The sequence below is a fragment of the Sporichthya polymorpha DSM 43042 genome, from assembly GCF_000384115.1.
Lineage (GTDB): Bacteria > Actinomycetota > Actinomycetes > Sporichthyales > Sporichthyaceae > Sporichthya > Sporichthya polymorpha.
Map to the genome: position 1 here is coordinate 361,521 of NZ_KB913029.1, position 22,234 is coordinate 383,754.

General features: G+C 70.4%; 19 protein-coding genes and 2 pseudogenes. 10 read left to right on the forward strand and 11 right to left on the reverse strand.

Going from position 1 to position 22,234, the window contains the following annotated elements; genetic code table 11:
- Positions 1-29: 29 nt before the first annotated feature.
- The 3 genes from SPOPO_RS0101845 to SPOPO_RS0101855 are packed head-to-tail and all read right to left on the reverse strand — an operon-like array spanning position 30 to position 2,210.
- Positions 30-944, reverse strand: coding sequence for a TIGR03619 family F420-dependent LLM class oxidoreductase (locus tag SPOPO_RS0101845; RefSeq protein WP_033384864.1), 915 nt, complete (start codon positions 942-944; stop codon positions 30-32).
- Positions 945-992: 48 nt separating this feature from the next.
- Complete coding sequence (locus tag SPOPO_RS0101850; RefSeq protein ID WP_019873081.1) at positions 993-1,622, reverse strand: cysteine hydrolase family protein; 630 nt, start codon at positions 1,620-1,622, stop codon at positions 993-995.
- Positions 1,623-1,655: 33 nt separating this feature from the next.
- Positions 1,656-2,210 carry an IS5 family transposase gene (locus SPOPO_RS0101855; RefSeq protein ID WP_169577141.1) on the reverse strand — a complete coding sequence of 185 codons (555 nt, stop codon included), beginning with the start codon at positions 2,208-2,210 and terminating at the stop codon, positions 1,656-1,658.
- Between SPOPO_RS0101855 and SPOPO_RS0101860 the strand changes: the two genes are divergently transcribed.
- Entirely contained in the window at positions 2,185-2,520 is a 336-nt protein-coding gene (locus SPOPO_RS0101860) for a hypothetical protein (protein ID WP_019873025.1), read from the forward strand. The two genes, SPOPO_RS0101855 and SPOPO_RS0101860, sit on opposite strands and share 26 nt — an antisense overlap.
- 329 nt (positions 2,521-2,849) lie before the next feature.
- Positions 2,850-3,590 (forward strand): DDE-type integrase/transposase/recombinase, encoded by a 741-nt coding sequence (locus tag SPOPO_RS0101865; RefSeq protein WP_425424153.1) that lies wholly within the window; start codon positions 2,850-2,852, stop codon positions 3,588-3,590.
- Between the two features lie 144 nt (positions 3,591-3,734).
- Here the strand turns inward: SPOPO_RS0101865 and SPOPO_RS0101870 are convergent, their stop codons facing one another.
- Entirely contained in the window at positions 3,735-4,112 is a 378-nt protein-coding gene (locus SPOPO_RS0101870) for an IS5 family transposase (RefSeq protein WP_028984440.1), read from the reverse strand.
- A gap of 274 nt (positions 4,113-4,386) precedes the next feature.
- Between SPOPO_RS0101870 and SPOPO_RS31880 the strand changes: the two are divergent.
- Positions 4,387-5,706: pseudogene (locus SPOPO_RS31880) on the forward strand (ISL3 family transposase).
- A gap of 326 nt (positions 5,707-6,032) precedes the next feature.
- Here SPOPO_RS31880 and SPOPO_RS0101880 read toward each other — a convergent pair.
- The gene (locus SPOPO_RS0101880) at positions 6,033-7,142 is read right to left on the reverse strand and encodes an enoyl-CoA hydratase-related protein (protein ID WP_019873086.1); all 1,110 of its coding nucleotides are present in this window, start codon (positions 7,140-7,142) and stop codon (positions 6,033-6,035) included.
- A 90-nt stretch (positions 7,143-7,232) separates the two neighbouring features.
- Between SPOPO_RS0101880 and SPOPO_RS0101885 the strand changes: the two genes are divergently transcribed.
- From SPOPO_RS0101885 to SPOPO_RS33445, 3 genes are all read left to right on the forward strand, one after another.
- On the forward strand, positions 7,233-8,339 hold the full coding sequence (locus tag SPOPO_RS0101885) for a CoA transferase (RefSeq protein ID WP_084670839.1): 1,107 nt from the start codon (positions 7,233-7,235) through the stop codon (positions 8,337-8,339).
- Positions 8,333-9,625 carry an amidohydrolase family protein gene (locus SPOPO_RS0101890; RefSeq protein ID WP_019873088.1) on the forward strand — a complete coding sequence of 431 codons (1,293 nt, stop codon included), beginning with the start codon at positions 8,333-8,335 and terminating at the stop codon, positions 9,623-9,625. Before SPOPO_RS0101885 ends, SPOPO_RS0101890 begins: the two co-directional genes overlap by 7 nt.
- A gap of 216 nt (positions 9,626-9,841) precedes the next feature.
- Positions 9,842-10,657, forward strand: coding sequence for a transposase (locus SPOPO_RS33445; RefSeq protein ID WP_019873089.1), 816 nt, complete (start codon positions 9,842-9,844; stop codon positions 10,655-10,657).
- A gap of 24 nt (positions 10,658-10,681) precedes the next feature.
- Here the strand turns inward: SPOPO_RS33445 and SPOPO_RS27055 are convergent, their stop codons facing one another.
- Positions 10,682-11,320: a TetR/AcrR family transcriptional regulator gene (locus SPOPO_RS27055; protein WP_019873090.1), complete on the reverse strand. Its 639-nt coding sequence runs from the start codon at positions 11,318-11,320 to the stop codon at positions 10,682-10,684.
- Positions 11,321-11,543: 223 nt separating this feature from the next.
- Between SPOPO_RS27055 and SPOPO_RS27060 the strand changes: the two genes are divergently transcribed.
- From SPOPO_RS27060 to SPOPO_RS32195, 4 genes and pseudogenes are all read left to right on the forward strand, one after another.
- Complete coding sequence (locus tag SPOPO_RS27060; protein ID WP_169577142.1) at positions 11,544-13,079, forward strand: MFS transporter; 1,536 nt, start codon at positions 11,544-11,546, stop codon at positions 13,077-13,079.
- A 549-nt stretch (positions 13,080-13,628) separates the two neighbouring features.
- Positions 13,629-14,654, forward strand: a pseudogene (gene mobF, locus SPOPO_RS35440) (MobF family relaxase); the annotation flags it as partial.
- 571 nt (positions 14,655-15,225) lie between these two features.
- Positions 15,226-16,662 (forward strand): ATP-dependent DNA helicase, encoded by a 1,437-nt coding sequence (locus SPOPO_RS35445; protein WP_245541669.1) that lies wholly within the window; start codon positions 15,226-15,228, stop codon positions 16,660-16,662.
- The gene (locus SPOPO_RS32195) at positions 16,659-17,021 is read left to right on the forward strand and encodes a hypothetical protein (protein WP_019873092.1); all 363 of its coding nucleotides are present in this window, start codon (positions 16,659-16,661) and stop codon (positions 17,019-17,021) included. Before SPOPO_RS35445 ends, SPOPO_RS32195 begins: the two co-directional genes overlap by 4 nt.
- A gap of 74 nt (positions 17,022-17,095) precedes the next feature.
- On the opposite strand, the gene SPOPO_RS34665 is transcribed toward SPOPO_RS32195, so the two are convergent.
- The 5 genes from SPOPO_RS34665 to SPOPO_RS34095 all read right to left on the reverse strand — a co-directional run bounded on the left by SPOPO_RS34665 (position 17,096) and on the right by SPOPO_RS34095 (position 22,137).
- Positions 17,096-17,512 carry a hypothetical protein gene (locus SPOPO_RS34665; RefSeq protein WP_084670841.1) on the reverse strand — a complete coding sequence of 139 codons (417 nt, stop codon included), beginning with the start codon at positions 17,510-17,512 and terminating at the stop codon, positions 17,096-17,098.
- A 550-nt stretch (positions 17,513-18,062) separates the two neighbouring features.
- Positions 18,063-19,451: a hypothetical protein gene (locus SPOPO_RS0101925; RefSeq protein WP_156869488.1), complete on the reverse strand. Its 1,389-nt coding sequence runs from the start codon at positions 19,449-19,451 to the stop codon at positions 18,063-18,065.
- Positions 19,442-19,834, reverse strand: a complete 393-nt coding sequence (locus SPOPO_RS0101930; protein WP_019873095.1) for a hypothetical protein — start codon at positions 19,832-19,834, stop codon at positions 19,442-19,444. The genes SPOPO_RS0101925 and SPOPO_RS0101930 overlap by 10 nt, the downstream gene beginning before the upstream one ends.
- Positions 19,835-19,957: 123 nt before the next feature.
- Complete coding sequence (locus SPOPO_RS0101935) at positions 19,958-21,010, reverse strand: ArdC-like ssDNA-binding domain-containing protein (RefSeq protein ID WP_019873096.1); 1,053 nt, start codon at positions 21,008-21,010, stop codon at positions 19,958-19,960.
- The gene (locus SPOPO_RS34095; protein ID WP_019873097.1) at positions 21,007-22,137 is read right to left on the reverse strand and encodes a lysozyme family protein; all 1,131 of its coding nucleotides are present in this window, start codon (positions 22,135-22,137) and stop codon (positions 21,007-21,009) included. Before SPOPO_RS34095 ends, SPOPO_RS0101935 begins: the two co-directional genes overlap by 4 nt.
- Positions 22,138-22,234: the final 97 nt, after the last annotated feature.

Consider the following 22,234-nt stretch of genomic DNA (forward strand, 5'->3'; position numbering starts at 1 on the left):
TTCTCGCCCGTGTCTCATTCGGAGGAGACTCAGGTCGAAAAGAACGACTCCGCGTAGGCGTGCAGAGCGTCGACAGTCGCCTCGACGGAGGTGCCGGCAGGCCGGAACACGAAGCTGTTCACCCCCGCCTCCTGAATAGACCCTAGGTGCTCGCGGTGTTCCTCGACCGAGATCGTTCGCGGGTCGTAATACGTGTGCGGGGTGTGGACCTGGAAGAACAGTGGGCGTGATCGGTTGGGCTGGCGCTCCAGAATTCCTTCGCGGACCTCGGAGATCTGCGATCGGAGTTCTTCGATCGTCGTGATCTGTGGGGTGCGCGTCGTGCGCGCCATCTCTGCGCTGGCCATCAGAGGACTCCATCCGTCGGCAGACATCGCACGAACGCGGGCGGTGCGGCTGTTCCCCCCGATGATCAAGGGCGGGCCGCCCGGGTGGCACGGAGCCGGGACCGCAGCAACCTCGACGGCCTCGAAGTGCTCGCCTTCGTAACTGAACGAGGTCTCGCGCCACAACCCACGCATCACCTCGAGCGACTCCTCGAAAAGGGAGTTCCGCTGTTCGAACTCCACGCCCAGTGCGCGGAACTCCGATCGCAAGTATCCGGTACCGACCACCGCAACAGCTCGCCCGCCGGACAGGATATCGATCGTCGTCAGGGCCTTGGCGGACAGGAACGGGTTGCGATAGGGCACGACCAGTAAGTAGGCCATGAGTTTCAGCCGCGAGGTCTGGCCCGCGCAGTACGCCAACGCGGCAAAGACGTCGAGAGACTCGTGGCCCCCGGCGGCCAACCACTTCTGAGAGGGGGCGGGATGATCCGTGAATGCGATGGCGTCGTAGCCCAGATCGTCCGCTGCCCGAACGATAGCGGACATACCGTCCGGGCGCAGAATCTTGGGGTCGTAGCCAGGTGCGGAAACTGGATGTTCAACGGTAAATCTCATACACGCTCCTTGGCCGACCCATCCTCCAGGAAGTCGTGACCCCCAGGGTCACTGCCCCGCGATAGCCCGCATCACAGCCTCGGAGTCAGTTACCGTCGCCAGGAGCGGCAGCGTGTGCGCAACCGAGAAGGCATGCGTCTGCTCAGTCCCACCGGCGGTGCAATCCTCCGCGACCACCACGTGGTACCCCCGGTTGACTGCCTCCACAGACGACGCGGGAATCGCGATGTTGGTCGAGATCCCCACCAACACGACGGTGCGGACACCGCGCATGCGCAGGAAGGCGTCCAACTCTGTTCCGTGGAAGGCGGACAATGAGTGAATACGCCGCGTGACAAGGTCCGAATCCTCGGGAGTCAGCGAGGGGTGGATCTCCGCCGCCGGAACACCCTCACGGAGCTTGCCCGACTTCACCACGCTGGCCATCAACCGGGAGTTCGTGCCCGTCCCGTTGAAGTTGGAAAACGGGACGAAGGTGGAGTGCGCCACCGGGAGGCCGACCCGGCGGAACGCGGCGGCCAAAATTGCGATGCGCGCAACAATGCCACGATTCCTGGCCTGCTCAGCCAATCCAGCGATCACGATGTCTTCATCATCGTCGCCGATGAAGCCGACTTGGCATTCAGAGATGACAAGGGCGGCAGGAGTGCCTGGCTCGAGGCCACGGATGGGCATCATCTTACTAAGATAGATGATTTGACCACGTGCGCGCTAGGGCGTGTTGATCAAGTCTGTTCTGATCCAGATCAGGGTTGAGGCGAGCAGGATTCCGGCGCGGTAGTTGCGGGCGGTCTTGTCGGTGCGGGTGGCGATCCCGCGCCAGTTCTTCAGGCGGTTGAACGAGCGCTCGACGACGTTGCGTCGCCGGTAGAGTCCGGCGTCGAGCTTGGGTGGGCGTCCCCCGGCAGGCCCTTTTCGTCGGCGGTTGGCGAGTTGATCGTCGCGGTCGGGGATGTTCGCCTTGATCTGACGTCGGGCCAGGTAGGAGCGGTTGGCCTTGGAGGGGTAGCCCTTATCGGCGATGACCATGGCCGGGCGGGTCCGTGGCCGGCCCGGTCCCAGCCGGCGTACGCGTACCCCGTCCAGGACCGCCGGGAGCATGGTGGTGTCGTTGATGTTGCCGGGGGTCAGCACCAGGTTCAGCGGGCGGCCTCGTGGTCTGCGTCTGAGTTCGTGAGGGTTCTGGCCGGAGAAAAACCCAACCAGGAACCGGTGCGCCTGACCCGGCAGGAGGCCGGCGATGGTGTCCGATCCGAAGATGGGCAACAAGCGACGGCGCCGGTTGGCGCCGAGCGAGAAGTACGAGATCTATGTCGGGCTCCTTTCGGGGCAGTTCACCCAACGCGAGGCCGCGGACAAGGCCGGGGTCGATCGCTCGACGATCGTCACGATCGCCCGGACCGCGAAACAAGGCGCGCTCGATGCCCTGGCCGCTGCAGTGCCGGGCCGGCCAGGTCAGTCCCGGGAGTCGGTCGAGCTGGCCGCGCTCAAGGCGGAGAACGAGCGGCTGCGGGCCACGATCACCGAGCAGGCGGTGGCCCTGCACCTGCACGAGGGAAAAGCGCGTTGGGACTGAACGCCGGCCCGGTCCCGGCCCGCGTAGAGGCACCTGTCAAGGCCGGCCTGCTCGCCCTGATCGAGCACGCCGGCACCGAGGGCTGGCCGGCGGCGAAGTCGTGCCGGCTGCTCGGACTCGACGCCCAGCGGGTGCACCGTTGGCGCGAGCGGGACAAGGCCGGGGCACTGACCGATGCCCGCCCGGGCGGGTGCGTGCACGGCCTGCTGCCCGCCGAACGCGAAGCCATCGTGGCCCTGGCCGACGCGTGGGGCGAGGTCGACCGTTCGCACCGCAAGCTCGCGCACCGCGGCTCCCGCCTCGGCGTCGTGCACGTCTCGGAGTCCACGATGCTGCGCACGCTGAGCGCCGAAGGTCTTGTCCTGCCAGGGAAACCAGCCCNCGAACCGGTCGTGCGGGCACCGTGGCCGGACTGGGTCGCGTGGAAGCCAAACGTCGTGTGGTGCTACGACTTCACCCACTTCACCCTGGCCCGCCGGGTCGCGGTCGCGATCATCGACGTGGTCTCCCGCCGCTGGATGACCACCCTGGTCTCGACCGAGGAGACCTCGACCCAGGTCGAGGTCGCCTTCACCCAGGCGCTGACCGAGGCCGGGCTCGCGGACCTGATCGATCACCGCCTACTCGCCGCCCTGCGCGACGGCAGCGCCGAGGTCGACGCTCTCGATGACGACGCCGTCCCGGTGCTGCTGGCCATGAGCGACAACGGCCCACAGATGCGCTCGCACACCACCCGCGAGTTCCTCGCCGCCTGCGCGATCGCCCGACGCTTCGGCCGCCCAGGCACCCCGAGTGATCAGGCCTGGATCGAATCGCTGTTCAGCCACATCAAGGGCGAATGGCCGCACCTGGAGAAGATCCGTGACCCCGGCGAGCTCGAGCTCGAAATGACCCGCGTCCGGATCGAGTACAACACTGTGCGCCTGCACGCCGGCATCGGCTACGTCACCCCCGACGACGAACACCACGGCCGCGGCGACGCACTACGCCAGGCCCGCCGCGACGGCCTCGACAACGCCCGCCTGGCCCGCCTGGCATACCGTCAGAACCAGCAAGGACCGAAACGATGACCGCGCACCGGGCCTGGTTGGGCATTTATTCGCCGACCTGCCTCATTAACTCAGAAGCACCACCCTCGCCCGTCGCTGATCAGGTGAACCTTGCTGGTCAGGCCACCACGAGAGCGTCCGATCGCGTGATCGGGCGGCTCGAGTTCACGCGGATTCTTGTAATTCGACAACGCCCCCCGTGCCCCGCGGCAGGGTCGCGCCGTGCTGGTGCACCCGGGTGATGGTCGAATCGATCGCCGTGACCCAGTCCAAGCGCCCGAGGGCATCGCTACGAGCTTGGACCGCGGCGAGCAGCCGCTCCCACGTGCCGTCGCGGGCCCACCGGTCAAAGCGCTTGTAGACGGTGTTCCACGGCCCGAACCGTTCCGGCACATCGCGCCACGGGGCACCGGTGCGAAAGCGCCACACGATTCCCTCGACCACCGCGCGATGATCGAGCCAGGGCCTACTGCGGCCAACCGCGACCGGCAGCAGCGGCGCGATCACCGCCCATTCCGCATCCGAAATCTCTTGTCTAGCCACGAACCCGAGCCTGACCCAAACACCGGCCAGATCACTTGATCAACACGCCCTAGGCCAGCCCCTCGGCACCTCGCGAGGGCGGGCGGTCCGAACGGCTCCCCGCAGCTTCTCACCACCATGGGCGGCGTTGCTCCCCCACCAACCGCCTTCCTGAGGGGTAATCAGGCTCTTCGCAGTTGACGGTGTAGATCGGTCCGGCGCGTCTGTCCGGTGACAGACGTCGAGGCCTTCCGAGGATGAAGGGTCCTACACCGCCCATTCGGAAGACCTCGACGTGGCTGACGCTACTCCCGAGGACGGCTTCGGCTGTCCTGATCTGACCGTGTTCTGTCGCCTTGACGACCTTGGTCTGGTCGTGACCGGCCAACGCCTCGAACCCGGTCGGGCGGTGCTGGCCTGCCGAGTCGCCGATCCCGACGTGTGGTGCCGGCGCTGCGGCAGTGAGGGCGCGCCGCGGGATTCCGTGCAGCGGCGCCTGGCGCACGAACCGTTCGGGTGGCGACCCACGGTCCTGCTGGTGACTGTTCGCCGCTACCGGTGCCCGGGGTGCGCTCACGTGTGGCGGCAGGACACCAGCAAGGCCGCCGAACCCCGCTCGAAGCTGTCGCGCCGCGGGCTGCGCTGGGCCCTGGAGTCCATCGCGGTGGCACATCTGACGGTCGCTCGGGTCGCCGAGGGGCTCGACGTCTCGTGGAACACCGCCAACGACGCTGTCCTCGCTGAGGGCAAGCGCGTGCTCATCGACGATCCGGGCCGCTTCGACGGGGTGAAAGTCATCGGGGTCGATGAACACGTCTGGCGGCACACGCGCCGCGGCGACAAGTACATCACCGCCATCATCGACCTGACCGGCGTCCGGGACGGCACCGGACCGGCCCGCCTGCTCGACATGGTCGAGGGCCGCTCGAAGAAGTCGTTCACCGCCTGGCTCGACGAGCGCCCGCAGGACTGGCGCGAAGTGGTCGAGGTCGTGGCGATGGACGGGTTCACGGGCTTCAAGACCGCCACCACCGAGAACCTCCCGGACGCGGTCGCCGTGATGGACCCCTTCCACGTCGTGCGCCTCGCGGGCGACGCGTTGGACCGCTGCCGTCGCCGGGTCCAGCAAGACCTGCACAGACACCGCGGACGCGCCAGACATCCGCTCTACTCCGCACGGCGGACCCTGCACACCGGCCGCGATCTGCTGACAGAGAAGCAGAAGACCCGCCTGGACGCCTTGTTCGCCGTCGATGCGCACGTCGAGGTGGAGACCACCTGGGCGGCCTATCAGCGCATGATCGGCGCCTACCGTGACCCCGACCGCCGCGCCGGCCGCAGGACTATGTAGCAGCTCATCACCGACATCGCGAGCGGCGTCCCGAAGGCGTTCGTCGAAGTCGTCACCCTCGGCCGGACGCTGAACAAGCGCGCCGCCGACGTGCTGGCCTACTTCGACCGGCCAGGCACGAGCAACGGCCCAACGGAGGCTATCAACGGCCAGCTCGAACATCTGCGCGGGTCCGCACTCGGCTTCCGGAACCTGACCAACTACATCGCCCGCTGCCTGCTCGAAGCGGGCGGGTTCAGGCCGCAGCTACACCCTGGATTGTGAGAGCCGGTAATCAGATCGGATACAGTCGAGATGCACCACGTCGGCTGAAACCCGGCGCCAGGTTATCCGGCGCGAGCGGGGCGATGGCGGTGGTCCTGGTGTGCGTCCTCCCCCGAGAGCAACGCGCACGCACAGACGGCACGAGCCCAGCCTGGACCACGAAGGACTGAGCGGCCCGACGGTCCTCGTGACCCAGGCATCGTCTCATCCCACGACGGGTGGGCGCTCCGACGAGGTCGCCGAGGCTGCGTGGCGCGAAGTCGTCGGTCGTCACCAGCCAGGGAAAGACTGCCTGACCGAGTTCCTCCGGTCTTGCGCATTGCCGGCTACGCCACCACCGGACCGATGCCGTCGACGAGGCGCCAAGCAAGCGCGGTGTCCAGGTCGAGTTCGACGCCGGAGAGCAGGAGATAGAGCGTCCGCCAGCGCCCGATCCGGCGCGGGAGGGAAACCGTCCCGCCGGCCCCGGGAATCAAACCCATACTCAATTCCGGTAGCCGGAAGGTCGTGCCTGGCGCAGCGATCAACCGACCCGCGAAGGCCGGCAGCTCGACTCCGGCGCCGACGCACGGGCCGTGCACGCGCGCCTCGATGTGATCGGAGAGCTCAAGCATCGGCAACGCCGCCCCCGCGTAGAGGCGGACGAGGTGCGCCGTCACCGGATCGGGTGCGGTCCCAAACTCGGCCAGATCTCCCCCCGCACAGAAAGACGGCCCGGCGCCATCCAGATACACCCGCAGACGTGAATCCTTCGCCCGGGCGAATCCTTCTTCGCGGGCGAAGTTCCGAGCAACCGTCAAGGCATCGACGAGGGCGTCGCGCAGCTGACGGCCGTAAGCATTCCGCCGCTCGGGCCGGTTCAGCGTCACGTGCAGGATCTCGGCGATCGGGGTTTCCTCACGGCGGACGAGGACCGGGTCGGCAACCTCGACCGGCCGGTCCGGGCGCGGCGTCACGTCCAGCCAGCGCCGAAACTCCGGTCCTGCGAGCAGGGTCGAGTACGCAAGCGATTCAGCCACCAACGCGGCTCGCTCGGCCGGGAAATCGGCGCGCAGCAGTCCGGCGAGCACGATCGCGGCCTGCCGATTGGCGGCGACGGCTTCGGCGAGGACCCCAGCGGTGGCGAGCGGGTCGTCCACGCCGACAAACGGGAGCATCGTTCTGATTCCGGTCCCACCCGGTTCGGAGGCGACGAAATTGCGCGGCACCACCGTTAAGTCCAGGGCCGCGACCAACGGCCCCGTCACCCGGTGAGATGCGACACCGACCAGGATCCGCTGGGAATCACGCGCGACACCCAGCGCGCGGGGATCGTCGGAAGCGTCTAGATCCACGAACAGGATGGGGTCGATGGGAAACCCGTCTCTGGCGAACAACGGAGAACCCGCTGCACCGTCGGCCAGCTCGGGAGGTGTGATAAGCAGCGGCTCCTGCACAACTCCCGAGCGTACAATCGCGCGGTGTCCTTCGATTGGGCCGCCAGCGGCGTCGTAGCACTGACGGGTCGTCAGGATGGACCCATTCTGATGCCGCCGGGCTGTGCGGCCAGCCGGGCTCGCGAACTGGCTGAACAGCTCGGCCAGTTGAATGTCTCCGTCGACGGACCTTCCCTGCTTGCCGAGCGGGCGGCGTTCAGCGGGTACCGGCGCAACGGTGCGGTCTCGGTCGGGGGGGGTTGCCGACTGCTCCCGACGGCCGACGGCTGGGCCGCCGTGTCGTGCGTTCGACCCGACGACCCGCTCCTGCTCGGCGCGCTGGTGGGCACCGAGCTCCCTACGGACCCGTGGCCGGCGATCACAGCGTGGCTGAGCGCCCACGCCGGCGCTGAACTCGCGGAACGAGCTGAGCTGCTGGGAGTCGCGGCGAGCGTGGTGCCGCCCAACCCACCGTGTCTTCTCCGATCCGCTCCGCCCAGTATCCCGCGAACGGCGCGGCGAACCGCGACCAGCGGGGTACCCCGAGACGTAGCCGGCCTGCTCGTCGTCGACTTCAGCGCGCTGTGGGCGGGCCCGCTATGTGCGAACCTGCTTGGACTCGCCGGAGCGCAGGTGGTCAAGGTCGAGACCCCTACTCGCCCGGACGGCGCGCGGCGGGGCAACGCCGCGTTCTACGAATTGCTCCACGCCGGTCACCGCTCGGTGGTCGCCGATCCCTCGGAACCCGGAGGCCGGCGGTTCCTGCGCGCGCTGGTCGAAGCCGCCGACATCGTTATCGAGGCTTCACGGCCCCGGGCCCTCTCCGCGTGGGGGCTGTCGCCCGCCGCCACCGGTGCCACCTGGGTGTCCATCACCGCGGCCGGCCGGTCCCGCAACCGCGTCGGATTCGGCGACGACGTCGCGGCGGGAGCCGGGTTGGTCGCATGGGACGAGGACGGCCCCGTCTTCGTAGGGGACGCGATCGCTGATCCGCTCGCCGGGCTCACCGCCGCGGTCCGCGCCGTCCTCGCCGCGCCCGGAGATCTCATTGAGATCGACATGACCGCACTCGTCGCGGCCACCCTCAAAACAACCACGCTAGATACCGGACCTGGTCCCGTGGGACCCATCGCCGAGCCCCGGGCCCGGCAGGCGCGGGGGACGGCCCCAGCGAGCGGGGCGGACACCGAGGCCGTGCGAAGGGAGCTCGGATGCTGATCCGCAACGCGCTCATCGCCGGCAACCTCCTCGATCTGCGGCTTCGGGAGGGCCGGATCGCGGAGATCGGGGCGAACCTACGGGGGGAGGAACTTCTCGACGCCGCGGGCGCGACGGTGCTGCCCGGATTGGTCGACCACCACCTGCACCTGCATGCGATGGCAGCCGCGGCCACCTCGGCCGACATGAGCGGCCTCGATCCGCTCGGAATGGCCCACGTACTGGCGGGGGCTCCCACCGACGCCCACGGGTGGGTGCGTGCCGTCGGGCTCGCGGCGGACCTAGACGGGGCAGCGCTGGACGCGCTCCATCCATACCGGCCGGTCCGCGCCCAGCACCGCAGCGGCGCGCGATGGACGGTCAACACGCTCGGCGCTCACAGACTCGGGCTCGCCACCGCGGTGCATCCAGGGATTGAGCGGGACTCCGCTGGCCGCGTGACGGGACGACTTCACCGGGCCGACGACTGGCTGCGCGCCCGTCTGCCACCGACCGGTCCGCCAGACCTCGCCGCCGTCGGGCGACGGCTCTCGCGGCACGGCATCACCTCGGTCACCGACGCCACCCCGAATCTCACGACGTTCGACGCGGCCGCGCTTCCCCAACACGTCACTCTGCTCGGAGTCGGACTGGAATCCCCCGCCCCGACGGGAACGCGGGTCGGCCCATACAAGGTCGTGCTCGCCGATCCGAACCTGCTCGGCCTCGACGACCTCGTCGACCGGATCGCCGCTGCCCACGGTACCGGGCGGGCGGTCGCCGTGCACTGCGTAAGCCGCGAGGCCCTCGCCCTTCTACTGGCCGCTTTTGAGTGCACGGGCACTGTGGATGGTGATCGGATCGAGCACGCTTCCCTCATCCCGGAGGGCGTGATCGAGATCCTTGCCGCCCGCGGGCTACGGATCGTAACGCAGCCCGGGTTTCTCGCCGACCGCGGGGACGACTACCGACACGAAGTACCCGCCGGCGATCTCCCCGATCTCTACCGCTGTGCCTCGCTCCGAGCTGGCGGGGTACGACTCGCGTTCTCCAGCGACGCACCGCACGGCCCGCTCGACCCCTGGACGATCCTCGCCGCCGCGACCGCCCGACGTACCCCCGACGGGCAAGTGCTGAATCCCGCAGAGCGGATACCCCCACACGCTGCTCTGGACTGCTACCTCGCCCCACCCGAAGACCCCGGCGGAGCGCCGCGGCGAATAGCTCGTGGGCTCCCGGCCGACCTCGTCCTCCGGCGACACGCCGCGACGATCGCCACCATCATCGGCGGCCGGCGCGTCTTCTGACAGCCAGCAACCGCGCGATCAACACCGCGCCTGACATGGATTACGTCGGGAACGTCCAGGCGACTGCCAAGAGCCTGACTGGTCTGCGCCTGAGTTCGTGAGGCACCCGAGTTCCGCAGTTGATGGGCACACGAGCGGGGTCTGAGACGTAACTGTGCAGGTCCGCGTGCCGGGGGTGCCGGGAACGGCGAACTAGCGTGAGCACACAAGCATGCCGTGTCTACCTTGACCTACACGCTGCGGCCGCAGTCGTCTGCGGGCATGTACTTGCGGACCACGCAGCGGCGCAACCAGGACAGCACGGTCATCCGCTACGTCCAGTTGGCACACAACCATCGCGTTGAGGGCGTCACCCAGGCCCAAGTGCTGCTCAACCTCGGCCGCGAGGACGGCTTGGACCGGGACGGGCTGGTGGAGCTGACCCGGTTGCATGGACACTTTGATCTTGGGCTTTGGCCCGGGAAAGGAGTGCCCGATGGGGCGTCCAGAAAGTACGCACCGGAGTTTCGTGACGCCGCGGTGGAGATGGTCCGCGAGTCCGGCCGGCCGATCGCGGAGGTCGCTCGCGAGCTCGGCGTGAACGAGGGAACGCTCGGGAACTCGATCAGCCGGGACCGCAAGGCCTGTGGTGAGGTCCGCGAGCCGGAGATCACCGAGCCCGAGCGGGCTGAGCTCGCGCGGCTGCGGCGGGAGAACGCGCAGCTGCGGACGGAGAAGGAGATCTTGAAAAAAGCGGCGGCCTTCATCGTGAACGGAGTCGACGAGGTGAGCAGGTTCGCCTTCATCGACCGGGAGAAGGCGCTCTACCCGGTCAGCCTGCTCTGCTCCCTGCTCAAGGTCTCGCGCTCGGGCTTCTACGCCTGGGCCCGCCGCCCACCCTTCAAACGCCCGGTCGCCGACGCCGTGCTCACCGAGCAGATCGCGGGGTTCCACGAGGCTTCGCGGCGCACCTACGGCGCCCCGCGGATCCATCTCGACCTGGCCGAGGCCGGCATCCACGTCTGCGCGCAGGGCAGGAGCCCTGGAGGGTGAACGTTATTACCGGACGAGGTCTGGTCAAGGGCGCCGGTGCAAGGTGAGGAAGCCAGCGACCGTGCGGTGGATCGCGTCGTCGGTGACGGTCTGGTCCGCGAACACGTGCCGGTAGACCAGGGGGGCGATCAGGAATGCGAGGGCCTCGTCCACGTCGAGGTCCGGCGCCAGCTCGCCGGCCTCGATGGCGAGATTCAGGCGGTGCCGCATGCTGGCGCTGCCTTGGCGGACCAGGGCGCTCTTGACGGCGCGCAGAGCCTGTTCGTACGCACTCCGGTCGGTGACGGCGACCAGGACGGCGTCGAAGCGTTGGTCGACGAGCTCACGGCGCATCGAGGTCAGCTCGGCACGCAGGTCGGCGGCGAGGTCCGCCGTCGGGGGCGTGGTCAGGGTGCGCATCTCCTGGACGCACAGGTCGTGCAGCAATCCGACCCGATCCGGCCACAGGCGATAGACCGTCGCGCGGCCGATCCCCGCGACCTCGGCGACCCGCTGCTGAGTGAGGGCCTCCCAGCCCTCCTCCATGAGCACGGTCCGCGCGGCTGCCAGGGCCCGGTCCCGGCTCCGCGCCACGCGCGGGTCGATCTCACCGGCGGCCCGCCGTAGCCGGTTCTCGGTCCACCGCTGGTCCGCCACCAGGGTCGGGATTGCCAGATCCGCCATGTTCAGGATACTACGTCCCACAATGAGCGAGACGGAACATTTCATAACCCCTGAGATAGGTGGTCTCGGGTCGGGTGCCGACGGTGAGCCGGCACCCGACGACGACGTCGACGCCGGACGAGCCCAGCCGGGGGCGGGCGCCCGGCATCCGCGCGGTGCGGGCCCGGCGCCACACCGCGCACCACGCTGGGCGCCCGACGGCGCCATCGTCACCGTCATGTGCATGGTGGTGGGACTGGTCTTCGCCGGCGGCACGATCCTGTTCACGGCGCTGCCGAACGTCGCCCGCGAACTGAACGCCACCCAGACCAGCGCGCTCTGGATGGCCGACATCTACCCGCTCGTGATCGCCGCGCTGCTCATGCCGGCCGGAGCCTTGATCGACCGCTACGGGCGCAAGCGCGGCGCGGTCGTCGGGCTGATCCTGATCGGCGCGTTCTTCTTCGCCGCCGGCCAGGCCGGCAGTGCCGGGACCGTGATCCTCTTCCTCGGCCTGGCCGGTGTCGGTGGGGCGCTTGCCTTCCCGGCGACCCTGGCCACGATCACCGCGATCATGCCCAAAGAGCGCCGGGGGACGGCCGTGGGGATGTGGGCCGCCAGCATGCTCCTCGGCGGGACCATCGGCGCCGGCACCGGCGGCGCGCTGTCCCAGTACGCGAGCACCGCGTGGGTCTTCACCGCCATGGCGATCGTCGCCGCCGTCCTGCTCGCCGCCACCTTGGTGTTCGTTCCGGAGTCCCGCGACGAGCGAGTCATTCACGTCGACGTCGTCGGTTCCCTGCTCTCGATCGGCGGCGTCGGTCTGTTCGTGCTCGGGATGATCGAAGCGCCAAGCAAGGGGTGGACGCATCCGCTCACGATGAGTGCCTTGGTCGGCGTCGTCTTCCTCATCGCATTCGTCCGGTGGGAGCTGCACACCGGCAAGCCCCTGTTCGACGTCCGCCTGCTCCTCGACGGACGATTCGGCACCGGATCCCTGGTCAACGTTCTGAGTTGGTTCTACGCCTTCGGCACGTTCTTCAACGGCGTCCAGTACCGGGCCTTCGGTCTCGGCTACGGGCCCGTCAAAACCGGCCTGTCCTTGGTGTCCATGGCCATCCTGACCGTGCCCATGGGCCTGCTGGGGCCCCGTTGGGCACGACGCTACGGCGCCCGCGTCGTCATGGCCGGCGGGCTCGCCATGATGGCGGCCGGATCGATCGGCGGCGCCCTCGCGGCCACCACCCAGACCTATCACTGGGTCGCGCTCGCCGAGATCATCGCCTTCGGCGGACTGGGTCTGGTCGGTGGCCCCGCCACCGAAGCCATCGTCGACGCCCTGCCCGACAGCCACCAAGGTGTCGCCTCCGCGGTCAACGACACCACTCGTGAACTCGGGGTCGCCGTCGGCGTTGCCCTGCTCGGGTCGACGTTCAACCTCGCCTACCGCAACAGCATCGACGACAACCCCAACGGGCTGCCGGCTGAAGCCCTCGACATCACCCGGGACTCCCCGGTCGCCGGCCTTCACCTGGCCAGCGGCCTCGCCCCCGACGCCGCCGCGGCCCAGGTCGAACTCGTGCACCACTCCGTCGCGACCGGGCTGAGCCTGGCCTGGGCCGCCGGAGCCGTCGTCCTCGCCCTCGGTGCCATCGCCGTCATGCTGGCCCATCCCCATGACAACCCGCGCTCCCGGACAGGGCCCGCAGCTGAGCCCCGCTCGGTCGGCCCGCGCCGGACACAAGCGAGCCACCCAGGACGAGTGCCCAGACGCCGGTGACTGCACTGGCTTCGCGTTCGAAACACGATCGCACGAATTGTCGGGCAGCTCGAAGACATCAGCATCCCTCCGGACGGCCCGAATTGAGCAGCGCCGTCCCGCCGTGCCAGGAACGTCACGGCGCACTCCGCGAGGAACTGTCCCCCCTTCGCACCACTCGTCTCGCCGCCATCTCGCCGATGTATCACCGAGGACCCACGCCCTCGTCTACGGGGTCGACCCCCGACGCCAGAGGGGCCGGACGGCACCTATCAGGATGCTCGGACCCTCGCGGCCCTCCCCGCACGACCCCGGACCGCCCCCGCCTGCCGCGATCCCTGACGGTCAGTCAGACATCGCACTCAAGACCCTGACGCCACCCGGCCCGCAACCACCAACCACACTCTGTCGCCGGCACGCGCATCGAAGATCGCCAACGCGTACTCGTCTTGCTCAAAATTGAGGCGCCGCCAATCTGCTCCCCGTTCGCGAACACAGGTCAGACGTGGAGTGGTTCTGCGTTGCGACGGCCACCCCGCGCCGGCTCGTCCGAGCGGGGTGGGGCCGGTGATGTCCCTTGCCCGCCTCTCGGCCGGCTCGGGGTACCGGTATCTGCTCAAGCACACTGCGTGTGGGGACTGCGCCCGCGCGCCGGGGACGTCGTTGACGTCGTACTACGCGGCCTCCGGCTACCCGCCCGGTCGTTGGTACGGACGCGGGCTGGCCGGCCTTGCGGACGGCCGTGGCATGGCGGCGGGCAGCGCGGTGGCCGAGGAGGCGATGGCTGCCCTCTACGGGCGCGGCCACGACCCCGTTACCGACGCGACGTTGGGCCGGGCCTACCCGATCTACCGGACCGCGGACGAGCGGATCGCCGATTTGGTCGCGCTGCTGCCTGACGACCTCGACGGGCCAGACCGTGAGACCGCGGTCGCGGGGATCGAAACGCGGGAGCGGGCTCGACCGGTGCGGGCGGCCGTCGCCGGGTTCGACCTGACGTTCACGGTGCCGAAGTCGGCCAGCGTGCTGTGGGCCCTCGGTGACCCGAGCATCCAGAAGGCGGTCGCCGACGCGCACCACGAGGCGGTAACGACCGTGCTGGACCTGATCGAGGACCGGTTCCTGCACACCCGGATCGGGGCGCACTCCTGCGCGCAGGTCCCCGCACGCGGAATGCTCGCCGCCGCCTTCGATCACTGGGACACACGTACCGGCGACCCAAATTTGCACACGCACGTGGTGATCGCGAACAAGGTGCAGACCCCGGACGGGCGGTGGCGGTCGGTCGACGGGCAGGCGTTGTATCACGCCGCGGTGGCCTGCTCGGAGGTCTACGACAGCGTCCTCGCCGACACTCTCGCCGCTCGGCTACCGGTCATCTGGAGCCTGCGTGACCGCGGGGAACGGCGCACCCCCGCGTTCGAAATCGACGGCATCGAAGACACCCTGCTCGCCACCTTCTCCAGCCGGGCGGCGCAGATCGACGCGGCGCTGCGCGAGCTGCTCATCGACTTCCGCGGCCAGCACGGCCGCGAACCCAGTCGCGCCGAGGTGGTCCGGTTGCGGCAGCAGGCCACCTTGTCCTCCCGACCGGACAAGACCCTCACCCCGTTGCCGCAGCTGTTCGAACGCTGGCGCGCCAGCGCGGCCGCGGCCACCGGCAGGACCCCCGAACAGCTCACGGCGGTCGCACTGCGGAACGCCGACAGGACGGTCACCGCGGCGGCAGTCTCCGACGATGTGATCGAGCGGTTCGCCCAGGCGACCGTGACCGGCGCCGGCGATCGGCGCTCGACGTGGACCCGGGCGAACTTGCTTGCCGAAGCCGCCCGAACCACCCGGTTGCTGCGCGTACCGAACCCGGGCGAGCGGCTCGCGATGATCGATCGCGTTGTCACCGAAGCGCTGACGTTGTGTGTGCCGTTGGACCCGCCCGAGTTGTTTTCCAGTCCGGCGCGGTTCCGCCGCGCCGACGGGACTTGCGTGTTCACCCGACCCGGCGAGCACGCCTTCACCACGGCTGCGGTGCTGGCCGCCGAGGCCCGCCTGCTCACCGCCACCCAGGACATCGAAGCGCCGGGTCTCGACGCGGGCGATCTCGCCGCCGCGGCCGCGAGGATCCCCCCGGGCCCCGGGCCGGCGACTCTCCCCCGACCAGGAGAATGCGGTGCACACGTTGGCGACCTCGGGCCGCCGTCTCGACGTGCTGGTCGGGCCCGCCGGGACCGGCAAGACCCGAACTCTGCGGGCGCTTCGCGCGGGGTGGGAGCACGTCCACGGCCCGGGCTCGGTGGTCGGGCTCGCTCCGTCGTCCGTCGCGGCCGCTGAACTGTGCGCGGCGCTGGGCGTGCTGTGTGAGAACACCGCCAAGTGGCTGCACGAATCCCAGCGGGACGATGCGGATCCGCGGTGGCAGCTACGCCCGGGTCAGCTTCTCGTCGTCGACGAGGCATCCATGGTCTCGACCCCGACCTTGACGCCCTCACCGGCCAGGCCCGGCCGGGCCGTCGGGGCGAAGGTCGTGGCTGTCGGCGACCATCACCAACTCGACGCCGTTGGCGCCGCGGCGCGGTTCCGGCTGCTCGCGGACACTGACGCCGCCGTTCACCTGGCCGCGCTGTGGCGGTTCACCCACCGCTGGGAGGCCCAAGCCACCCGCGCCCTGCGTGCCGGCGACCCGGCCGCGTTGGACGCCTACGCCGCCCATGACCGTCTGCACGGCGGGGCCGGGGAGGTGATGGCCGATCGCGCCTATGCCGCGGTGGCCGCCGACCGTTCCGCCGGGCGCGCCGCGGTCCTGCTGGCTGCCGACAGGGCGACCGTGGCCGCGCTCAACCGCCGGGCCCACGACGACCGAATCGCGGCCGGCCTGGTCCGCCCGGACGGGATCGCCCTGGCCGATGACACCACCGCGGGGGTCGGCGACGTCGTCGTCACCCGCCGCAACGACCGTCGCCTCACCACGGCCGATGGCGGGCATGTCCGCAACGGCGCACTGTGGCAGATCACGGCCGCGCATCCCGACGGGTCCCTTCAGGTCAGCAGCCTGCCCGGCTCGCAATCCGACGCCCAACCCGCGGGCGGGCCAGTGGCCCTACCGGCGGACTACGTCCGCGAGCACGTCGAACTCGGCTACGCCACCACCGTGCACCGCGCCCAGGGCATGACCGTCGAGGTCGGGCACGTCCTCGCCGGGCCGGGCCTGACCCGGCAGCAGCTCTACGTCGCCATGACCCGCGGCCGCGAGGCCAACCACGTCTACGTGGCCTGCGACGGCATCGACCCGAACTGCCCGCAGCCGCACGGCGAACCGGTCCCGACGGCCCGTCAGGTTCTGGAGAAAGTCCTCGCCCACGATGGCGGGGAGCTCTCGGCCACCGAGACCTTGCGCCGCCGCTACACCGAGGCCGCGTCCCCAGCCCGGCTGCTACCCATCCGCGACACCCTCACCGCCGCCGCCGAACGCGGCGACGCAGCCGCCGCGCACACCGCCGCTCAGGTCCGAGGTCTGCTGCGGGCCCGGGCAGCTCGGCACGACGAACGCAGACTCCCCGACACCGACCCGAGCCCCGTCCACCCCACCCGTGAAGGGATCCACCGATGACCAGCCCCGACGACCTCGTCAGCCTCTCTCCGGAGATGTTCCCGACCTTCCCGGTCTGCTGGGCCACCTTGACCGAGATCGAAACCGAAGACGCCTTGGAGGAACTGGAGGATTGGATCGGCTGGCTGGTCGACCGGTACGCCCTCGACCACCGCACGGTCCCGCCCTGCTGGGAACACCACGGCGCTCTGGTGGAGGAGCTGTCCGCGCTGCGCACCGCGTGGGTTGCCGCCTACGCGATCACCGGGCGTGCCGACGCGCCCTTGGACTGGCACGCCCAGTTCGCCGCGGCACGCCGGCGGCTGTCGGACTGGGGGGCACGCACAGGCTGCAAGGCAGGAACGCACCGCCCGGACTGACCGCTGGTCCACCTGGACCGTCCCGGCCCGCCTGCCATCCGTCAACGTCGACCCGTCGCCGCGTGACCCTGGCGTCAGGCGCCCGCTCGGCGAAGGCGTTCTTCTCCTTGCGCCCGCACGGCCTTGCCCGAGACTGGGGGGTCGCCGTGGAGCGCCTCCCAACGGGCGTTGTGCGCCGCCACCCACAGACTGGCGGCCCACGCGACCTCCTGCTCGTCTCGGGTGAACAGGCGCCCGCGGACCTCCTGGTAGGCATCGAGGAACGCCGCGGAACTCTCGACCGGCACCAAGGTCGGCGGCGGGACGCTGGCGAACCCACCACTCGCGGCACCGGCCAAGGCTGCCTCGGGCTGCCACGCCAAGCTGTCCCAGTCGTGCACGACCCACACCCGGGTGTCGCGCCACCGCAGGTTCTGCGCCTCGAAGTCCGCGTGACCGAGCACGCAGGCCAGAGGGGAAGCCAGGAGGCGGCGCCGTGCTCGGCCAGCCATCTCGGCCAGGTAGGTGGGGACGACGGTTTGGTCTCGCGCGTCGAGGAACTCGATCGCCGGCCACAGCCCAGTTCCGGTGTGATCCCATCGGACCCAACGCGGGTTTGGCAATCGGGGTTCGACGCTGACCGACTCAAGCGCGGCCATCAGCCGGGCGAACACCTCCAGCGTACTGGACTGCGACCTCTGGCGATTCGCCGCGGAGCATGTCGCCACCGGGCCGGTACTCCTCGGCGTGTACGGCCAGGGAGCCCATGACGGTGGTTGCCGTGAGGGGCCGAGCACAGGGGAGTCCGTGTTCGGCCAGGTGAGCCTGCGCTGCAACGCAAGAACCCACGCGGCCCTCGTCCTCGCGCGCCTTCACCACGACCGCGCGCCCATCAGCCAGCCGCAGCCCGAAGACCGAGGAGATCGATGTCTCCTTGAAAGGGTGCCGGCCGGTTCACTGCCGAGCTCGGCGCTGCACCAGATCGGCAACCATCCTGGCAAGTCGTTCGGCGCCATGGGAGCCACTGTGCCAGGGCGGCACCGGGAGGCATGGTGCCTCCCGTCAGGCGGACGGCGGGAGGCGACGCCGGTCATGGACGGTCGGGAGTGCGCTGCGGCGTTCCGGACCGGCCCGTTCGACGGCGGAGGCCTCCGCGACCAGGGCCGCGTCCGCCCTCGCCCATCTCGCCGGTTGAGCGACGGGACGCGACCTGATCTCCTCCAGGGTCTTCGCGGCGTCCACCGATCGTTGGAGTTCGGCGAGCATGCGAGGCGCCTGCCCGGCCGAATCTGCGGACGCGACGGCGTAATGCAGGTCTGTGCCCTGGTTGCGGTCGGGGATCGCCCACCGGCGCGCCTCGACTTGAGCCCGTGCCTGATCGTTGAGCGCTGACACCAGCTTCGGCAGGCGAGAAGCGATCCGGGTGGCGTCCTCGCCGTGCGGTCGAGGCATTCGGTTGGCGAAGGCGTCGCGCGTGTACTTGGCCAGCTCCCGGACCTGACCTTCCAGAGCGAAGGCAGGGTTGGCGGCAAGCGCCGCTTCGCCGTGACGGCCCGTCACCACATTGTTCAGGCACGTCGCCAACTCGCCGAGTCGGCGCAGATCGGCTCCGTCGTCGGTGGGTGCACGCGCGGCGGCAGCGAGGACGGCGAGGTCGCGGCTCACGTGCGCGACCGCTCGGACCTGGTGTGGCGCGATGGTGCCGGCGGCGCGCACGAGACTGATCAGCCGCCGCGTCGCGGCCACCGCGGTCGGTCCGTCGACGGGTGTGATCGGACGGGCAGGCTCGGCCGCGCGGATCGGTGGGTGCATCAGATCTCGCGTCCCGCCCGCGGCGCCGATGCCGGATGTCGAGGAGAGGCCCGCGACCTCCTGGGCGACGACCCGGAGGCCGGCGGTGCGGTCGAGGTAAGCCAGCGCGTCGGGATTCGCCATCGCCTTCGCCGCGTGGGCGAGCATCGGGTCCAGGCGGGCGACGAGCTCGGCAAGGGCGGTGACCTGCCGGACGACATGCCAGGCGTGGTCGGCATCGAGGTTGCGGGCCTGCGCGGTCCAGATCCGGTCTCCGATCAGCGCGTGCCGTCCGGCGGCCGCCCAACTGCGGGTGGCCGGTGCGCCCGGGGCGGCAGCGTCGAGCAGCTCGCTGGGGCTGCGCGTGAACGGGGGCACGCGGCCGCGGTCTCGCAGGACGAGTCCGAGGGCGCGGAGCGGGTCTTGGTCGGCGAGGGCCAGCAGGTCCCGGCGTCCGTGGCGGTTGGGCTGTCGGGTGCGGGGGGCGAGGTCGCCGAGCACGTTGGCGGCGCCGGCGAGGACGGCGGCGCGGGCGGTGAGGGCGACCTCGATGTCGATCTCCTGGGGGCCCCATCCGGTACGGCGTGACGTCGTGGCAAGCAGGTGCGCCAGCTCGCGCGCGGTGGCGGTGACCGCGCCGTCCCAGGTGGTCACTGCCACTGCCCGGACCATCCCCCGAGACCGGGCTCTGGGTCCGGGTCCAGGTCGGGTGTGAGCAGATTGAGGTCGCGAAGATCGGCGATGGTGGCGGCGTAGCGGAGGACGTCGGCGGCGCTGTCGGCCTCGGCGATCGCTTCACCCAACCGCCAGATCGCCGCGGTGATGTCGGCGCGCGTGTCGAGGGAGGGCTCGACGTCGAACAGCGGCGGGTAGGGCGGGTCGACGGCTTCGAGGACCAGGAAGGCCAGGCCGATGTAGGTGGCGTCGCATCTGGTGATCGGTGGCCCGTCCTGCAGCGTGAGACGGCACTCGGCGCGAGCCATGGCGATGCGTGCTTCCTGCACGAGCTCGGGCGGCTCGGTGAAGATCAGCTCGGGGTTCATCGGTGGTTCTCCTCTCGATTCGGGCGGTAGGTCGACACTGCGGGGCTGCCAACGGGCAGCAGGGTCGGGCGGCGGAACCTGTGGATCAGCGGGCGCCTACGGCCGCTGTGGACGGGGGGCCGTTCACCGGCCGACCTCGGGCGGCTCACGGTCGATCTCGGGTGGCAGCGCAGCGGGCCCGGCTGGCCGATGAGGCTCGATGACGGGTGCCGGGGCGAGATCGGCCGGCAGTTCGAGGCGGAGGTCTTCGAGGACACCGCGGGTGACGGCGATGACGCGAGTGGCGGCCTCGCGAACCAGGTCGGTGTTCCCGCCGGACCAGCCGGCCAGGTAGGGCACGGAGTAGGCGTCGGCGGGCAGTCCGGCGGCGTGGGTGATCAGGTAGGCGATGGATTCGGCTTCCACCTCGGCCTGGGCGCGGCACCCTGCGGAGCTGGGCCGCCCGTTGAGGAAGCGGGTGTGGTGGTCGGCGCGGATGTGGCCGAGTTCGTGGGCGAGCGTCTTCCCGGCTTGTGCGTCCGTGACGTCGTCGCGGACCCGGACGGTCCGGGCAGTGAAGTCGGTGTAGCCGTTGGCGCCACCGCACGGCCCGCGTTCGAGGTGGTACCCGTCGCCGCGGATCGTCTTGATCAGACGCTCTGTCAGAAGCGCGGGCGCGGAGCCGGTGAGCAATCGCGGCGCGATCTCGGGCAACGGTTCCCCTACGGTCTGGCAGACGTCGAAGACGTGCACCACCCGGAAGCCGCGCACCTCCCGCGGCACCCGCTGGCGGGGCGCCGTCCCGTCCGGCTCAGGGCGCCCGGGTTCGGGCCGTCCCGGGTCGGGTCGGGTGCGATCGGCCGGTCCGCGGGGGCCGGTTTGGTCGTGGCGGGGGTCGTCGCGGCGCGGCCGGTAGAGGCAGGGCGCGAGGATCGCGATGCCCTTCTCACCCTTGCGGACCCGGCGGCCCAGAGAGTTCCAGGTCCGGATGCCGCTGACCCGGGTGGCGTCCGGGCGTTGGGCGCCGATGAGCAGGACGTTGTTGAGGCTGTAGGTCGGGAACCGGGCCGCGACCGCGAGCATGCGCCGCCACTCCTCGCCGTTGGTCAGTTCCTGGACAGCGGTGACAAGCTGGGCGTGCGCGGCGGCGAGCCGCTCGGCCGGGTCCGCGCGGCGGGTGTTGGTCGAGCGTCTCATCGCAGACCTTTCGAGGCGGATGGGGTGGCACGGACGGTGTCGGGGTCGGTGAGTAGCGGCAGGCCGGCGCACACGGGCGCGGACCAGCCCAGGTAGCGGGCCGGGTCGACGAATCCGGATTCCAGCCGCGCGAGCGTCACGTGGTACACCCCGCCGCGGGCGCCCACGGCCCGGTCGAGGAAGTCGTTGGACACGACGGTGATGGCGTGCGGATCGCAGCCGTTCCGGGTGGCGACGAGCACGACGTGGCCCGCCTGTCCCGGCCCGGTGTCCCAGTAGGCGAACGCCCCCGGCGGCGGGCACCTGTCACCGGGATGGGCAAAGCCGGCTACGCGCATCGCCTGCCAGTGCGCGACCGCAGTCGGGAAGCCGGACGTGGCGTAGCCGTAGGCGCGGCAGACCAGCCGGTCACACATCCGGTACCAGCCCTCGCGGGTGCCGACTAGGGCAAGGCCCGCCGCGATCGCGTCCCCCGGGCCCCGCGGCCCTGAGCGTGCGGGCACTGCCCGGGCGCATCCGGACCACGCCGCAGTCCGGTCGTCAACGTCCGCCACGAACTCGGCCGTGACCGCCGGGATGTCCGGGTAGGAAGCCAGCCGCGATTCCCCTGCGTTGTGCGCGACGATCAACGCATCCAGCTCGGACAGGTCGCGCGTCGACGCCCAGTCCGGGTGGGCTGCCCGCAGGGCACGCACGCCGGCCAGCCGCCGGCACAGGTAGTGGCCGGCCACCGCGGCATGCACATCGGCGTCGCGGACGTCGGGACGGCCGTTGCCGTTGCGGTCCGCGTCCCACCCGGCGCCGTAGGCGTCCGCCCACACGGCAGCGTTGAGCTGGAACAGCCCCCAGGTGCCGCCGTTGACGTCGTCGGCGTAGGTGTCGGGATCGAAGCCGGATTCCTGGGCCATGACCGCGGCGATCCACGCCGCCGGCAGGACCGGGCAGGCGGCGTGGGTGGCGGTGACCCACGGCCGCGCGTGGACGGGGACGTCGGCGTCAGCGGCCAGCGCCCCGGGCGTGCAGCCGAACGGCCGGGCGGCGGAGCCGAAGACGGCGAGCAGGGCCAGCAGGGGGACGGCGATGATCGAGGCACCCAGCCCTCCGCCGGCGAGCAGCAGCTTGGTCATGAGGCGACCTGCCCCGGCGCGACCTGGCAGCGCGGGAGGTCGGTGCCGGTTGCGGCCGCGTGCTCGACGGCTTGTTTCCCGGCGCGCAGCACGTCGG

What these genes read in the sequence shown, in the direction of transcription:
- SPOPO_RS0101845 (WP_033384864.1), bottom strand. Translation starts at nt 944, where the DNA reads ATGAGATTTACCGTTGAACATCCAGTTTCCGCACCTGGCTACGACCCC.
- SPOPO_RS0101850 (WP_019873081.1), bottom strand. Translation starts at nt 1,622, where the DNA reads ATGATGCCCATCCGTGGCCTCGAGCCAGGCACTCCTGCCGCCCTTGTC.
- SPOPO_RS0101860 (WP_019873025.1), top strand. Translation starts at nt 2,185, where the DNA reads ATGGTGTCCGATCCGAAGATGGGCAACAAGCGACGGCGCCGGTTGGCG.
- SPOPO_RS0101885 (WP_084670839.1), top strand. Translation starts at nt 7,233, where the DNA reads ATGCCGCCGGGCTGTGCGGCCAGCCGGGCTCGCGAACTGGCTGAACAG.
- SPOPO_RS0101890 (WP_019873088.1), top strand. Translation starts at nt 8,333, where the DNA reads ATGCTGATCCGCAACGCGCTCATCGCCGGCAACCTCCTCGATCTGCGG.
- SPOPO_RS27055 (WP_019873090.1), bottom strand. Translation starts at nt 11,320, where the DNA reads ATGGCGGATCTGGCAATCCCGACCCTGGTGGCGGACCAGCGGTGGACC.
- SPOPO_RS27060 (WP_169577142.1), top strand. Translation starts at nt 11,544, where the DNA reads ATGGTGGTGGGACTGGTCTTCGCCGGCGGCACGATCCTGTTCACGGCG.
- SPOPO_RS32195 (WP_019873092.1), top strand. Translation starts at nt 16,659, where the DNA reads ATGACCAGCCCCGACGACCTCGTCAGCCTCTCTCCGGAGATGTTCCCG.
- SPOPO_RS34665 (WP_084670841.1), bottom strand. Translation starts at nt 17,512, where the DNA reads ATGGCTGGCCGAGCACGGCGCCGCCTCCTGGCTTCCCCTCTGGCCTGC.
- SPOPO_RS0101930 (WP_019873095.1), bottom strand. Translation starts at nt 19,834, where the DNA reads ATGAACCCCGAGCTGATCTTCACCGAGCCGCCCGAGCTCGTGCAGGAA.
- SPOPO_RS0101935 (WP_019873096.1), bottom strand. Translation starts at nt 21,010, where the DNA reads ATGAGACGCTCGACCAACACCCGCCGCGCGGACCCGGCCGAGCGGCTC.
- SPOPO_RS34095 (WP_019873097.1), bottom strand. Translation starts at nt 22,137, where the DNA reads ATGACCAAGCTGCTGCTCGCCGGCGGAGGGCTGGGTGCCTCGATCATC.